The sequence below is a fragment of the Streptomyces sp. NPDC041129 genome, assembly GCF_055592265.1.
Map to the genome: position 1 here is coordinate 259,997 of NZ_JBVIYV010000002.1, position 13,904 is coordinate 273,900.

Annotated in this window: 15 protein-coding genes; 12 read left to right on the forward strand and 3 right to left on the reverse strand. The window is 73.4% G+C overall.

The genetic code is table 11. From position 1 onward, the window contains the following. The first annotated feature begins 137 nt into the window (after positions 1 to 137). The 3 genes from ACZ6B1_RS09445 to ACZ6B1_RS09455 all read left to right on the forward strand — a co-directional run bounded on the left by ACZ6B1_RS09445 (position 138) and on the right by ACZ6B1_RS09455 (position 2,191). Positions 138 to 1,409: an alpha/beta fold hydrolase gene (locus tag ACZ6B1_RS09445; protein ID WP_468776439.1), complete on the forward strand. Its 1,272-nt coding sequence runs from the start codon at positions 138 to 140 to the stop codon at positions 1,407 to 1,409. Further along, positions 1,366 to 1,887: a tRNA (adenosine(37)-N6)-threonylcarbamoyltransferase complex ATPase subunit type 1 TsaE gene (tsaE, locus tag ACZ6B1_RS09450; RefSeq protein ID WP_468776441.1), complete on the forward strand. Its 522-nt coding sequence runs from the start codon at positions 1,366 to 1,368 to the stop codon at positions 1,885 to 1,887. Before ACZ6B1_RS09445 ends, tsaE begins: the two co-directional genes overlap by 44 nt. Positions 1,888 to 2,014: 127 nt before the next feature. After that, positions 2,015 to 2,191: a hypothetical protein gene (locus ACZ6B1_RS09455; RefSeq protein ID WP_468776443.1), complete on the forward strand. Its 177-nt coding sequence runs from the start codon at positions 2,015 to 2,017 to the stop codon at positions 2,189 to 2,191. A gap of 91 nt (positions 2,192 to 2,282) precedes the next feature. Here ACZ6B1_RS09455 and ACZ6B1_RS09460 read toward each other — a convergent pair whose 3' ends face one another. Next, a complete protein-coding gene (locus ACZ6B1_RS09460) occupies positions 2,283 to 2,840 on the reverse strand; it encodes a hypothetical protein (protein WP_468776445.1) in 558 nt (185 codons plus the stop codon). Between the two features lie 113 nt (positions 2,841 to 2,953). Between ACZ6B1_RS09460 and tsaB the strand changes: the two genes are divergently transcribed. From tsaB to ACZ6B1_RS09480, 4 genes are read left to right on the forward strand one after another with little or no spacing between them, the layout of a single operon-like run. After that, positions 2,954 to 3,610 (forward strand): tRNA (adenosine(37)-N6)-threonylcarbamoyltransferase complex dimerization subunit type 1 TsaB, encoded by a 657-nt coding sequence (gene tsaB, locus ACZ6B1_RS09465; protein WP_468776446.1) that lies wholly within the window; start codon positions 2,954 to 2,956, stop codon positions 3,608 to 3,610. Positions 3,611 to 3,630: 20 nt separating this feature from the next. After that, the gene (gene rimI / locus ACZ6B1_RS09470) at positions 3,631 to 4,128 is read left to right on the forward strand and encodes a ribosomal protein S18-alanine N-acetyltransferase (RefSeq protein ID WP_468777456.1); all 498 of its coding nucleotides are present in this window, start codon (positions 3,631 to 3,633) and stop codon (positions 4,126 to 4,128) included. Then, the gene (gene tsaD, locus ACZ6B1_RS09475; protein WP_451208090.1) at positions 4,121 to 5,212 is read left to right on the forward strand and encodes a tRNA (adenosine(37)-N6)-threonylcarbamoyltransferase complex transferase subunit TsaD; all 1,092 of its coding nucleotides are present in this window, start codon (positions 4,121 to 4,123) and stop codon (positions 5,210 to 5,212) included. The genes rimI and tsaD overlap by 8 nt, the downstream gene beginning before the upstream one ends. Continuing rightward, positions 5,209 to 5,475: a hypothetical protein gene (locus tag ACZ6B1_RS09480; protein WP_468776448.1), complete on the forward strand. Its 267-nt coding sequence runs from the start codon at positions 5,209 to 5,211 to the stop codon at positions 5,473 to 5,475. Before tsaD ends, ACZ6B1_RS09480 begins: the two co-directional genes overlap by 4 nt. 189 nt (positions 5,476 to 5,664) lie before the next feature. On the opposite strand, the gene ACZ6B1_RS09485 is transcribed toward ACZ6B1_RS09480, so the two are convergent. Continuing rightward, positions 5,665 to 7,974 carry a beta-xylosidase/alpha-l-arabinosidase gene (locus ACZ6B1_RS09485; protein WP_468776449.1) on the reverse strand — a complete coding sequence of 770 codons (2,310 nt, stop codon included), beginning with the start codon at positions 7,972 to 7,974 and terminating at the stop codon, positions 5,665 to 5,667. Between the two features lie 185 nt (positions 7,975 to 8,159). On the opposite strand from ACZ6B1_RS09485, the gene ACZ6B1_RS09490 reads away from it, so the two are divergent. The 5 genes from ACZ6B1_RS09490 to ACZ6B1_RS09510 all read left to right on the forward strand — a co-directional run bounded on the left by ACZ6B1_RS09490 (position 8,160) and on the right by ACZ6B1_RS09510 (position 12,652). After that, on the forward strand, positions 8,160 to 9,191 hold the full coding sequence (locus tag ACZ6B1_RS09490; protein WP_468776451.1) for a LacI family DNA-binding transcriptional regulator: 1,032 nt from the start codon (positions 8,160 to 8,162) through the stop codon (positions 9,189 to 9,191). Positions 9,192 to 9,294: 103 nt separating this feature from the next. Continuing rightward, positions 9,295 to 10,656 (forward strand): glycoside hydrolase family 10 protein, encoded by a 1,362-nt coding sequence (locus ACZ6B1_RS09495; protein ID WP_468776453.1) that lies wholly within the window; start codon positions 9,295 to 9,297, stop codon positions 10,654 to 10,656. 73 nt (positions 10,657 to 10,729) lie between these two features. Further along, positions 10,730 to 10,954 carry a hypothetical protein gene (locus tag ACZ6B1_RS09500; RefSeq protein ID WP_468776455.1) on the forward strand — a complete coding sequence of 75 codons (225 nt, stop codon included), beginning with the start codon at positions 10,730 to 10,732 and terminating at the stop codon, positions 10,952 to 10,954. Positions 10,955 to 10,995: 41 nt separating this feature from the next. Next, positions 10,996 to 11,352: a YciI family protein gene (locus ACZ6B1_RS09505; protein ID WP_358935446.1), complete on the forward strand. Its 357-nt coding sequence runs from the start codon at positions 10,996 to 10,998 to the stop codon at positions 11,350 to 11,352. A gap of 46 nt (positions 11,353 to 11,398) precedes the next feature. Further along, the gene (locus tag ACZ6B1_RS09510) at positions 11,399 to 12,652 is read left to right on the forward strand and encodes an RNA polymerase sigma factor (RefSeq protein WP_468776457.1); all 1,254 of its coding nucleotides are present in this window, start codon (positions 11,399 to 11,401) and stop codon (positions 12,650 to 12,652) included. 15 nt (positions 12,653 to 12,667) lie between these two features. Here ACZ6B1_RS09510 and ACZ6B1_RS09515 read toward each other — a convergent pair whose 3' ends face one another. Beyond that, positions 12,668 to 13,834: a class I SAM-dependent methyltransferase gene (locus ACZ6B1_RS09515; RefSeq protein WP_468776458.1), complete on the reverse strand. Its 1,167-nt coding sequence runs from the start codon at positions 13,832 to 13,834 to the stop codon at positions 12,668 to 12,670. Positions 13,835 to 13,904 lie beyond the last annotated feature (70 nt).

The following is a 13,904-nucleotide window of genomic DNA, read 5'->3' on the forward strand; positions in this document are numbered from 1 at the left end:
TTGAGGGGGGCGGACATTCATGCCCGGTTACACCTGCCGCCACTGGTAACACGGACAACACCGGCACCACCCGTACCATCCCGGCACCACCCGTTTCACCCACCCAGCGAACTGCAGTCCGGCGAAGAGGAGCGGAAGTGAGCGAGAGCAGTGCGGAGGCCCTGGTGGACGCCGTCGCCTCGGCGGCCGTCGCCGCCTCCGCCGCGGGGGCGGCCGGCAACTGGCGCCGGACGACCGGCATCGCCGGTGCCGCGATAGGCGTCCTGGCCGCGGGCGCGGCCGCCGGGGTGGCCGTCGAGCGGATGACCGTGGGCCGCGGGATGCGCCGCCGGGCCCGGCTCGTGCTGGACTCGGCCGGCCCCTACGGCACCCTGCGCGGCACCCCGGGCAAGGCCTACGCCGACGACGGCACCGAGCTGTACTACGAGGTCGACGACGTGGACCCCGACCCGGGCCCGAACGTCTCCCCGCGCCGTCGCAGGCTCTTCGGCCGCAAGGCCCCCGCCCCCGTCACCGTCGTCTTCTGCCACGGCTACTGCCTCAGCCAGGACTCCTGGCACTTCCAGCGGGCGGCCCTGCGCGGGGTCGTGCGCACCGTGCACTGGGACCAGCGCAGCCACGGCCGGTCCGGACGCGGGGTGGCCCAGAGCCAGGACGGCGTACCTCTCACCATCGACCAGCTCGGCCGCGATCTGAAGGCGGTCCTCGACGCGGCCGTGCCGGACGGGCCCATCGTGCTGGTCGGGCACTCCATGGGCGGGATGACCATCATGGCGCTGGCCGCCCACTTCCCGGAGCTGATCCGCGACCGGGTCGTGGCCACCGCCCTCATCGGCACCTCCTCCGGGCGGCTCGGCGAGGTCAACTTCGGGCTGCCCGTGGCCGGCGTCAACGCGGTGCGCCGGATACTCCCCGGGGTGCTGAGGGCGCTCGGGCAGCAGGCGGAACTGGTGGAGAAGGGGCGTCGGGCCACCGCCGACCTGTTCGCCGGGGTCATCAAGCGGTACTCGTTCGCCTCCCGGGACGTCGACCCCGCTGTGGAGCGGTTCGCCGAACGGATGATCGAGTCGACGCCGATCGACGTGGTTGCCGAGTTCTATCCGGCCTTCACCGAGCACGACAAGGCCGAGGCGCTGCTCTGCTTCCGGGACCTCCCGGTGCTGGTGCTGGCCGGTGTGCAGGACCTGGTCACGCCCAGCGAGCACAGCGAGGCCATCGCCGACCTCCTCCCGGACGCCGAACTGGTGCTCGTGCCGGACGCCGGGCACCTGGTGATGCTGGAGCACCCGGAAGTGGTCACCGACCGCCTGGCCGACCTGCTCACCCGCGCGGGTGCCGTGCCCGCAGGGGCTACCGTAAGTGGCTATGGAACAGCCAGCAGCACCAGCAGTACCGCACGACCCCGCTGAGATCCGGCTGACCGTCACCTCTCCCGAGCAGATGCGGGAGCTGGGCCGCCGCCTGGCCAAGCTGCTGCGCTCGGGTGACCTGGTGATGCTCAGCGGCGAGCTGGGCGCGGGCAAGACGACGCTGACCCGCGGGCTCGGTGAGGGGCTCGACGTGCGCGGCGCGGTCACCTCGCCGACCTTCGTGATCGCCCGGGTGCACCCCTCCCTCGGCGACGGGCCGCCGCTCGTCCACGTGGACGCCTACCGGCTCTCCGGCGGCCTCGACGAGATGGAGGACCTCGACCTCGACGTCTCCCTGCCCGACTCGGTGATCGTCGTGGAGTGGGGTGAGGGCAAGGTCGAGGAGCTGACCGAGGACCGGCTCCAGGTCGTCATCCACCGGGCCGTCGGCGACACGACCGACGAGGTCCGGCAGGTGACGGTCACCGGGCTCGGGGAGCGGTGGGCGAGCGCGGATCTGGGCACGCTGGCGGCCTGACCGAGGCCACTTTCCGACAAGGCGTCGGTAACATATTGCGCAGGATGTCCCGGGCGTGGTCACATGGTGTCCCGCTCGCGGTTAGGCATACCTAACCGCGCCCGCCCCCGCACTTCAGGAGGCGTCCATGTCCGCTTCTCGGCCCACGGAGCAGCCGGTCGAGCCGCCCGTGTTCGGCGGGGTGTCGATGCGTGAACTGCTGGCGTCGTGCGAGGCCGCCCGCGCGGTCTCCCGGCCGCCGGGCGAGCCGGCGCCGTCCAGGCCGGAACACCCGGTGGGGCCGGAGCGGCGCCAGGCCGCCTAGCGGCAGCCTGCGGCGCGGCTTCGGGCGGGTCCCCGCGGGCGCCGGGCCGCGTGTCTCCCGGCCTCGGTACCGGTCGCCCCCGGCGGCGCCGTCAGCGGATCACCACCACCGGTACGCCGATCGTGGCGAATTTCCACATCGCGTCGCCGTCCTCGCGCCGCTCCCGGATGCCGCCGGTCTTCACCCCGTCACCGGTGAAGGCGGCCCCGCCGCGCACCGCCGCGCTGAAGCCGATCACCACCCCGTCCACGCTGGTGAACCGCACGACGTGCTCGATGGGCAGGCCGTCCGTCCCGGTGACCGCGTTCGAGCGGGACGTGACCCAGTACCTGCCCGCCGGCGGGTCCACGGTGCCGGGGTTCACCCCGAAGCTGCGCTGCACCCGGTTGTGGTCGTCGACCAGCCAGACCCGGTCGTCGTCCACCGAGTACACCACCCGTTCACCCGTTCCGGAACCGCCCGGCAGGGCGCCCGGGTGGAGCCGGTCGCGGGGTGCCTTCCCGGCCGTCCCGGCGGACGCCGCGTTCGGCCCCGGCCTGCCGCTCAGCTTCGGCGGAACGGTCGCCTGTGCCTGGTAGGCGAGGAATCCGACGACACCGATGGCCGCCGCGGTGAGGCCGGCCACGATCCCCGAGCTGGTCCCTGCCACGCGCGCCCACCTCTGTTTCGTGCCATATGTCGTACTTCGTACGAACCGTAGCAGTCGGTCACCGCCGCACCGGGACGGCGATGCGAGCGGCGCGGGCGCCGTAGGCTGTTCGCGTGCTCTTGCTCGCTCTGGATACCGCCACCCCCGCCGTCACCGTCGCGCTGCACGACGGAACGGACGTCATCGCGTCGTCGAGCCAGGTGGACGCCCGCCGGCACGGAGAGCTGCTGCTGCCGGCCGTCGACCGGGTGCTCGCCGAGGCCGGGTTCAAGCTGGAGGCCGTCACCGGGATCGTCGTCGGTACCGGACCCGGCCCCTACACCGGTCTGCGGGTCGGCCTGATGACCGCCGACACCTTCGGTCTCGCGATCGGCGTCCCGGTGTACGGCGTGTGCACCCTGGACGGCCTCGCCTACGCCGCCGACATCGAGAAGGGCCCCTTCGTGGTGGCGACCGACGCCCGGCGCAAGGAGGTCTACTGGGCGACCTACGCCGACTCCCGCACCCGCCTGACCGGCCCGGCCGTCGACCGCCCCGCCGACATCGCCGAGCGGGTCGCCGGGCTGCCCGCGGTCGGCGCCGGCGCGCTGCTCTACCCGGACACGTTCCCGAGCGCCCACGAACCGGAGCACGTGTCCGCCGCCGCCCTCGCCGCGCTGGCCGCCGAGAAGCTGGCAGCGGGCGAGGAACTGCCGGCGCCGCGCCCGCTGTACCTGCGCCGTCCCGACGCGCAGGTCCCCAAGAACTACAAGGTGGTCACCCCGAAGTGACGGAGCCTCGACTGCGTGAGATGCGCTGGTGGGACATCGACCCGGTCCTCGGGCTGGAGCGGGACCTGTTCCCCGACGACGCCTGGTCGAGGGGCATGTTCTGGTCCGAGCTGGCCCACTCCCGGGGCGCCGAGGCCAACCGGCGGTACCTCGTGGCCGAGGAGGACGGCCGGATCGTCGGGTACGCGGGCCTCGCGGCCTCGGGCGATCTCGGCGACGTCCAGACCATCGCCGTCGCCCGCTCCCACCAGGGCACCGGCCTCGGCGGCCGGCTGCTGACCGAGCTGCTGAAGGCGGCCACCGCCTTCGAGTGCGCCGAGGTCCTGCTCGAGTGCCGGGTCGACAACGTCCCCGCCCAGAAGCTCTACGAGCGCTTCGGCTTCGTGCCCATCGGCTTCAGACGCGGCTACTACCAGCCGGGGAACGTCGACGCCCTGGTGATGCGCCTGACCACAGCATCCGACAGCGGCCCCGCCGCGGACTCCCCCCCAGTACAAGGAACCGAGATCAATGGCTGACGAACCTCTCGTCCTCGGCATCGAGACATCCTGCGACGAGACCGGCGTCGGCATCGTCCGCGGCACCACCCTGCTGGCGGACGCCGTCGCCTCCAGCGTCGACGAGCACGCCCGCTTCGGCGGCGTCGTGCCCGAGGTGGCGTCCCGGGCGCACCTGGAGGCGATGGTCCCGACCATCGACCGCGCGCTGAAGGAGGCGGGCGTCACCGCGAAGGACCTCGACGGCATCGCGGTCACCGCGGGCCCGGGGCTCGCCGGCGCCCTGCTCGTCGGCGTCTCGGCGGCCAAGGCCTACGCCTACGCCCTGGGCAAGCCCCTGTACGGCGTCAACCACCTGGCCTCGCACATCTGTGTGGACCAGTTGGAGCACGGCCCGCTGCCCGAGCCGACCATGGCCCTGCTGGTCTCCGGCGGCCACTCCTCCCTGCTGCTGTCCGAGGACATCACCTCCGACGTCCGCCCCATGGGCGCCACCATCGACGACGCGGCCGGTGAGGCCTTCGACAAGATCGCCCGAGTGCTGAACCTGGGCTTCCCCGGCGGCCCGGTCATCGACCGCTACGCCCGTGAGGGCGACCCGGCGGCGATCGCCTTCCCGCGCGGTCTGACCGGCCCGCGCGACCCCGCGTACGACTTCTCCTTCTCCGGACTGAAGACCGCCGTGGCCCGCTGGATCGAGGCCAGGCGCGCGGCCGGCGAGGAGGTCCCGGTCCGTGACGTGGCCGCGTCCTTCCAGGAGGCCGTGGTCGACGTGCTGACCCGCAAGGCCGTCCGCGCCTGCAAGGACCAGGGGGTCGACCACCTGATGATCGGCGGCGGTGTCGCGGCCAACTCCCGGCTGCGCGTCCTCGCCCAGGAGCGCTGTGAGGCGGCCGGGATCCGGCTGCGCGTCCCGCGTCCCAAGCTGTGCACGGACAACGGCGCGATGGTCGCGGCCCTCGGCGCCGAGATGGTCTCCCGCAATCGCGCCGCCTCCGACTGGGACCTGTCCGCCGACTCCTCGCTGCCGGTGACCGACCCGCACGTGCCGGGGCAGAGCCACGCCCATGCGCACGAGGCCGGCACGGAGAACCTGTACTCGTGACGGTCGCCCTGATGTGGGAGGCCCGGGCCGCCGGCGGCCGGGGCGCGGAACTGCTGGAGTGGGTACGTGCGCAGGACCTCGCGCGGGAGCCGCTGCGCCGGGAGACCTTCCGGGCCCCGCAGGACCGGGTACTGGTCATCACCTGGTGGGACGCGCCGTACGACGCCGAGCTCCCGGAACTGCCCGAACCGGACGGCACCCTGGTGACGCGGGCGGTCCACCGGTGGCGGTTCGAGCCGGTGGACGGGGAAGCGGAACGCTGAGGTGGCGCGCGGGCCGCTTCTCGCGCTATGATCATCACACGCGAACGGCCGGAAACCCGGTCCGGACGCAGTGCGTTGGTGGTCCAAGGAAAGACGCCCCACTTCCTGTGGGGAGATGCAGGTGCAAGGCCTGCCCGGCGCTCCATCCGACACCCCGCCACCGGTCATCCGGTGGCGGGGTGTTCGCGTTCACTGCGTGCCGTCCACCTCCACCTCGCAGCGCAGCATCCGCTCGGGCCCGACCACCCGCACCGGACCGGTCAGCCGCAGCCGGGCGGTGTGCCGTACCTCCGCGCTGGACGGTCCGAGCCGCAACTCCAGCGCGCCGGGCTCCACCACGCGGGCGCCCGTGCGGTCGGTGAAGGACGACAGGTCGGCGTGGAAGCGGAAGGTCAGCCTGCGGGACTCGCCGGGTGACAGCTCCAGCCGCCGGTAGCCGGTCAGCCGGACGTCCGGGCGGGTCACCGACGCCACCGGGTCGTGCAGATAGAGCTGGACGACCTCGGCTCCCGTGCGGTCACCGGTGTTGCGGACGGTCAGCGAGAGGTCGTACGAGCCGTCCGTGCCGATCTCCGCGACATCGTCTCCGGTGAAGTCCTCCCAGGCGAACGTCGTGTACGAGCGGCCGTGGCCGAAGGGGTACAGCGGGGTCGGGTCCAGGTTGCTGACCTCGCCGGCCAGGCCCAGCGGGGGCTGGAGATAGGTCCAGGGCTGGCCGCCGGGCGCGCGCGGGACGCTCACCGGGAGCCGCCCCGAGGGGTTCACCCGGCCGGACAGGACGCCCGCGAGGGCCGGGCCGCCCTCCTCGCCGGGGAAGAAGGCCTGGACGGCCGCGCCGACCCGGCCGTGCCAGCGGCCCAGCGCGTACGGGCGGCCGGTGAGCAGGACCAGGACGACGGGTACGCCGGTGGCGACCAACGCGTCCAGCAACTCGCCCTGGACACCCGGCAGCCGCAGGTCCGCCACGTCGCAGCCCTCGCCGGAGGTGCCTCGGCCGAACAGGCCCGCGCGGTCGCCGAGGACCGCCACGCACACATCCGCCTCCGCCGCCCGGGCCACCGCCTCCGCGAAGCCCGCGGTGTCCGGATCGGAGACCCCGCAGCCCTCGGCGAACGTCACCTTGGCGTCCGGGAGTTCGGCGCGCAGGGCGTCCAGGACCGTCGGGATCGAGACGCCGAGCGGGACCTCGGGGTGGTGGGGGAGCACATGGGAGGGGAAGGAGTAGCAGCCGAGCATGGCCAGGGCGTCCGCCGCGCGGGGGCCCACCACCGCGATCCGGGTGTCGGGGGCCAGTGGAAGCAGCCCGTCGGGGTTGTCGAGCAGGACCACCGACTCCTCCGCCAGCCGGCCGGCCAGGGCCCGGTTGCGGGCCGAGTCCAGGTCGACGGGGCCGTCCGGCTCCGGCCGCCAGTCCTCGTCCAGCAGGCCCAGCTCGCACTTCTGCAGCAGGACCCGGCGGGCCGCGCGGTCCACCAGCGACTCCGGGACCCGGCCCGCCCGTACGGCCGTGACGAGCGGGGTGCCGTAGCACTTCAGGGTCGGCAGTTCGACGTCGATGCCCGCCGCGAGGGCCAGGTGCGCCGCGCCGGCCTCGTCCTCCGCGACCCGGTGCTGGCTCCGCAGGAAGCCGATGCCGAAGTAGTCGGCGACCACCGTGCCGGTGAACCCCCATTCGCCTCGCAGGAGTTCGTCGAGCAGTTGGGGGTCGGCGGAGACCGGGACGCCGTCGGTCTCGGTGTAGGAGGCCATCACCGAGCGCGCCCCGCCCTCGCGCAGCGCCATCTCGAACGGCGGCAGGGTCACGTCCGCGAACTCCCGTACGCCCGCCCGTACGGGGGCGAGGTTGCGGGCGCCCACCGAGGAGGCGTACCCGGCGAAGTGCTTGAGTGTGGCGACCACCCCGGCCGACTCCAGGCCGCGCACATAGGCCGCGCCGACCGTACCGACCAGGTAGGGGTCCTCGCCGATCGTCTCCTCCACCCGGCCCCAGCGCGGGTCGCGGACCACGTCCAGCACGGGGGCGAGGCCCTGGTGGACGCCGACCGAGCGCAGGTCGCGGCCGATGTGCCGGCCCAGCTCGGCGACGAGCGCCGGGTCGAAGGACGCACCCCAGGCCAGCGGTACCGGGTACGCGGTCGCGCCCCAGGCCGTGAAGCCCGCCAGGCACTCCTCGTGGGCGACCGCCGGGATGCCGAAGCGGCTCGCCCCGGCGATGCGGCGCTGGGCACGGGCCAGTGCCTGCGCGCCCAGCGCCGGGTCCACGGGGGCGGTGCCGAAGGAGCGGGTCAACTGGCCGAGGCCACGGGTGATCAGCTCGTCCCAGTCGTAGTCGGCGGTCATCTCGCGCTGCAGCGGGGCGACCCCGTCGCCGTCCGTGGCGGCGCCCACCCACACCCCGTAGAGCTGGGCGGTCTTCTCCTCCAGGGTCATGCGGGAGAGCAGGTCGTCGACGCGCGCGGCGGCGGGCAGGGCGGGGTCGCGCCAAGGAGCGGTGGTCATGGAACTCCCGTCGGAAGGGTCGGGACGCCGGGCGGTACCCCGTTCGTCGGCACACTCTCGGGCTCTCGGGCGGTCGGACTCTTGACTCCGCTGCCGAATGTTTCGGGCAATGCTTCGAATGTTCCGGAAACCTATGGCGGGAGAACACCTTCGTCAAGAGGTCCCGCAGGGATACGATCGCGGGCATGAAGCCTTCGAAGCCCGCAGAAACGCAGACGGCGACCCTCGCCGAAATCGCCCGGGAGGCCGGGGTCTCCGCTCCGACTGTTTCGAAGGTCCTCAACGGCCGCGCCGACGTGGCCCCGGCGACCCGCACCCGTGTCGAGGAGCTGCTGCGCGCCTACGGCTACCGGCGCCGGCGCGCCGAGGCCTCCCGTTCCCCCCTGATCGACCTCGTCTTCCACGAGCTGGAGAGCGCCTGGGCGATGGAGGTCATCCGGGGTGTGGAGAACGTGGCCCGGGACGCGGGCCTGAGCGTGGTGCTGTCCGAGTCGGCGGGGCGGCTCACCCCGGGCCGCACCTGGGCCGACCAGGTGGCCGCCCGCCGTCCGCACGGCGTGGTCCTGGTGCTGTCCGGCCTCGACGAGTCCCAGCGCGCGCTGCTGACCAGCCGGTCCATCCCGTTCGTGGTGATGGACCCGGCGGGCGACCCGGGTCCGGACGTGCCCTCGATCGGCGCCACCAACTGGCAGGGCGGCCTCGCCGCCACGCGCCACCTGGTGGAGCTCGGCCACAGCCGGATCGGCGCCATCAGCGGCCCCTCCCGGATGATGTGCAGCCGGGCCCGCGTCGACGGCTACCGGGCCGCGCTGGAGACGGCGGGGCTGCCGGTCGACCCCTCGCTCGTCGTGACCGGCGACTTCCACCACGACGCCGGCTACCGGCTGGGCCTGGAGCTGCTGCGCCGCCCGGACCGGCCCACCGCCGTCTTCGCGGGCAACGACCTGCAGGCGCTCGGTCTGTTCGAGGCCGCGCGCGAGCTGGGGCTGCGCATCCCGGAGGACCTCAGTGTGGTGGGCTTCGACGATCTGCCGGTGGCCCGCTGGGTGGGGCCGCCGCTGACGACCGTGCGCCAGCCGCTGACCGAGATGGCCGAGGCCGCGGCCCGGCTGGTGCTGGAGCTGGGCCGCGCGGAGGGCGAGCGGGCGGCGACCCGGGTGGAGCTGGCGACCAGCCTGGTGGTGCGCAGCAGTACCGCGGCCCCGGCCACAGGGTGACGTGAGTGGCCGGAAGTTGACGTATTGACGGGTGGGGCGTGCGCCCCCACACTCCTCCGAAGTCAATCGGTTGCACGACCGAAACTTTCGGAGGCCCCCCGCCATGAGAACCTCCAGAACTCCCTTACGCGCCTGTCTGGCCGCCCTGGTCGCCGCCGCGGCCCTGTTCACGGCCGGTACCGGTACCGCCCGCGCCGCCGACCCGCCGCTGCGCGACCTCGCCGCGGCGAAGGGCAAGGTCATCGGCACCGCGGTCACCGGCTCCAAGCTCACCGGCGCCTACGCGGACATCACCGGGACGCAGTTCGGCTCGCTCACCCCGGGCAACGCCATGAAGTGGGGCTCTGTCGAGCCCTCCCGGGGCAGCTTCGACTGGAGCGAGGCCGACCGGATCGTGGCCTTCGCCCAGGCCCACGGCCAGCAGGTGCGCGGCCACACCCTGGTCTGGCACAGCCAGAACCCAAGCTGGCTGACCAGCGGGAGCTGGACCCCGGCCCAGCTCGGCACCCTGCTGCAGAACCACATCAGCACCGAGGTCGGCCGCTACAAGGGCAAGGTGTCCGTCTGGGACGTGGTCAACGAGCCCTTCGACGAGGACGGCGGCTACCGCTCGACGATCTGGTACGACGGCCTCGGCTCCGGCTACATCGCCAACGCCCTGACCTGGGCGCACGCGGCCGACCCGGACGCGAAGCTGTACGTCAACGACTACAACGTCGAGGGCGTGAACGCGAAGTCCACCGCCCTGTACAACCTGGTCAGGAGCCTCAAGCAGCAGGGCGTGCCGATCGACGGCGTCGGCCTCCAGGCCCATCTGATCCTCGGCCAGGTGCCGGCCACGCTCCAGCAGAACATCCAGCGCTTCGCCGACCTCGGCGTGGACGTGGCCGTCACCGAACTGGACGTCCGGATGTCCCTGCCCGCCGACAGCGCGAAACTGGCCCAGCAGGCGGCCGACTTCAAGTCCGTGGTGGCCGCCTGCGCGGCCGTGACCCGGTGCGTCAACGTCACGGCGTGGGGCTTCACCGACTCCGACTCGTGGGTGCCGAGCACCTTCCCCGGCTACGGGGCGGCGACGCCGTACGACGAGAACTACCGGCCGAAACCGGCGTACTACGGCATCGCCGAGGCGCTGGGCGGGGGCGGCGGCACGAGCGAACCGCCACCGGCCGGTGCCTGCTCGGCCGCCTACAGCGTGACCAGCCAGTGGGACAGCGGCTTCACCGGCCAGGTGAGGGTCTCCTGCTCCGGTGCCTCGCTGCCCTCCTGGAAGGTGAACTGGACCTACGGCGCGGGCCAGCGGATCACCCAGGCCTGGAACGCCACCTGCACCCAGTCCGGCACGGCGGTGTCGTGCGCGAACGCCTCGTACAACGGCTCGGTGCCGGACGGAGGTTCGGTGACCTTCGGGTTCAACGCCTCCTGGAGCGGGAGCAATCCGGTGCCCACGGTGAGCCTCGGATGAGAATTTCCCCGGAGAACCGACTCTCACGGTTTCCGCTGACAGTCCGCTGACAATCCGGATCTACGTTCCTTCCGTGACCGGACAGGACGAGAACGGCGACGAAGGCGGACGAAGGGGCCGGCGGCCCGGCGCACTGAGGGCCGCCGGCCTGCTCCTCGCCGGCGCCCTGGTGCTCGGCTCGGCCACCGCGGCCTGGGCCCACTGGCATCTGAACCACAACAGACGGCCGGGAAAAAATTCTCCGGGAAATTTCCGCGCGGCTGTCGATCCGGCCGGCTCCCGTTCGACGCATGGGTGAGCGGCGGGGAACGGCCCCGTCGCCCGACCCGAGGAGTCACCATGCCCCGCTACCTGTCGCTCGTGCGCATCGACGAGGCCTCCGCCCCCGCCGAGGGCCCCAGCGAGGAACTGATGCAGCGGATGGGTGAGCTGATCGAGGAGATCACCAAGGCCGGCGTGATGCTCGACACCGCCGGACTCACCCCCTCCGCCCAGGGCGCCCGGGTGCGCTGGGAGGGCGGGAAGATCTCCGTCACCGACGGGCCCTTCACCGAGTCCAAGGAGGTCGTCGGCGGCTACGCGCTCATGCAGTGCAAGGACATGGCCGAGGCCCTGGAGTGGACCAAGCGCTTCCTGAAGACCCACGAGGAGTTCTGGACCGTCACCTGCGAGGTCCGCGAGATCGCCGAGGGCTGAGCCCCTTCTTGGCCCCGGACGGCCCGGGGGTGTTGCATGGTGGGCTGTGGAAGCACAGCCCACCGCGGCACACGCCATCGAGACCGTCTTCCGGCTGGAGTCCCCGCGCGTCGTCGCCGGCGTCGCCCGGATCGTGCGGGACATCGGCATCGCCGAGGAGCTCGCGCAGGACGCGCTGGTTGCCGCCCTGGAGCGGTGGCCCCGGGACGGCGTGCCCGACAACCCCGGCGCCTGGCTCATGGCCACCGCCCGGCACCGCGCCGTCGACCTGGTCCGGCGCCGCGAGACCTACGCCCGCAAGCTCGCGGAGATCGGCCGGAACCTCCCGGACACGGCCCCGCCGCCCGAGCCCGCCGACCCGGACGACATCGACGACGACCTGCTGCGGCTCGTCTTCACCACCTGCCATCCGGTGCTGTCCCCCGAGGCCCGCATCGCCCTCACCCTGCGCCTGCTGGGCGGCCTCACCACGGCGGAGATCGCCCGCGCCCATCTGGTCCCGGAGGCGACGGTCGCCCAGCGGATCGTCCGCGCCAAACGCACCCTCGCGGCACGGAACGTCGCCTTCGAGGTGCCGTACGGGCCCGACCGCGAGGCCCGCCTCGGCTCGGTCCTGGACGTCATCTACCTGATCTTCAACGAGGGTTACGCGGCCACCGCCGGCGACGATCTGGTGCGCCCCGGGCTGTGCGAGGACGCCCTGCGGCTGGCCCGGCTGCTGTCCGGGCTCATGCCGAAGGAACCGGAGGTGCACGGCCTGACCGCGCTGCTGGAGTTCCAGGCCTCGCGCACCGCCGCCCGCACCGCCCCCGACGGCACCGCGGTCCTGCTGAAGGACCAGAACCGGCGCCGCTGGAACCGCATGCTCATCGCCCGCGGCATCAGGGCCCTCGCCCGCGCCGACGCCACCGCCACCGGCGCACCCGGCCCCTACGCCCTCCAGGCGGCCATCGCCGCCTGCCACGCGCACGCGTACTCCTACGCGGAGACCGACTGGCGGACCATCGCCACCCTCTACACCCTGCTCGCCGCCCGCGCCCCGTCGCCGGTCGTCGAACTGAACCGCGCCGTGGCCGTGTCGATGGCCGACGGGCCGGCCGAAGCGCTCGCACTCGTCGACGCCCTGGCCGCCGAACCCGCCCTGCGCGACTACCACTTGCTGCCCAGCGTCCGCGCCGACCTGCTGTCCCGCCTCGGCCGCACCGCCGAGGCCCGCGCGGAGTTCGAACGCGCGGCCTCCCTCACCCGCAACGAACGCGAACGCGCCCTGCTGTTGCGCCGGGCCGCCGAGGCCGGCTGAGGGCCCGGACGGCGTTCAGCGCGCCGGGTGGCCGACCAGCATCGTCGGCGCCCCCGCCACCCGGGTCAGGAAGACCGTGGCGGAGTGCGGGCCCTGGGGCTTGACCTTCCTGCGCAGTTCCTCGGGTTCGACCGCCGAGCCCCGCTTCTTCACGGTCAGGATGCCGACCTCGCGCTCGCGCAGCAGGGCCTTCAGCTTCTTGACGTTGAAGGGGAGCCGGTCGGTGATCTCGTAGGCGGTGGCGTACGGCGTCGGGTGCAGGGCGTCGGCCGTGATGTACGCGATGGTCGGGTCGACGAGGCCGCCGCCGACCTCCTCGGCCACCTCGGCGACCAGATGGGCGCGGATCACGGCGCCGTCGGGCTCGTACACGTACCGTCCCACCGGGCGCACCTCGGGGTCGGGCAGGCCCCGGCCGGGCAGTGTGCGCGGGCCAGGCAGCAGCGTGGCCCGTACGGTGCCCGGCGCCCCGGTGCCGAACCAGAGCACCGCCTCCTTCACGTCCCCGCCGTCCGAGATCCACTCGGCCTCCGCCTCGGCCGGGATCGCCTCGTGCGGGATGCCGGGCGCGATCTTCAGGGCGGCCCGTGGTGCCTTCAGGGCCGCTCCGACGGCCCAGGACAGCGGCGGCGAGTAGGCCTCGGGGTCGAAGATTCGGCCGCGGCCGCCGCGCCGGGCGGGGTCCACGAAGACGGCGTCGTAGCCGTCCGTGTCCACCTCGGTCACGTCCGCCTCCCGAACCTCGATCAGCCGGGCGAGCCCCAGGGCCTCGGCGTTGGCCCGGGCCGCGGCCGCCGTCAGCGGGTCGCGGTCCACCGCCAGTACCCGGATCCCGGCCCGCGCCAGCGCGATCGCGTCGCCGCCGATCCCGCAGCACAGATCGGCGACCGAGGTCACCCCCAGCCCCCTCATCCGCTCCGCGCGGTACGCGGCCACGCTCGCGCGGGTCGACTGCTCGACCCCGTTCGGGGTGAAGAACATCCGCGCCGCGTCCTCGGCCCCGAACTTCGCCGCCGCCCGCTGCCGCAGCCGTGCCTGTCCCAGCGCCGCCGACACCAGCTCGGCGGGGTGGTCCCGGCGCAGCCGGGTGGCGACGGCCAGCTCGTGCGCGGGGTCGGTGTCGCGCACCTCGTCGAGCAGGGCGCGGCCTTCGGGGGTGAGGAGGGGGTCGAGGTCGTTCACCGGGTCATTGTGGGCCAGTCGGTGGATGGTGCGCCTCCGGCGGCGGTGTCGGGCCGGGTTCGGCGCCGGG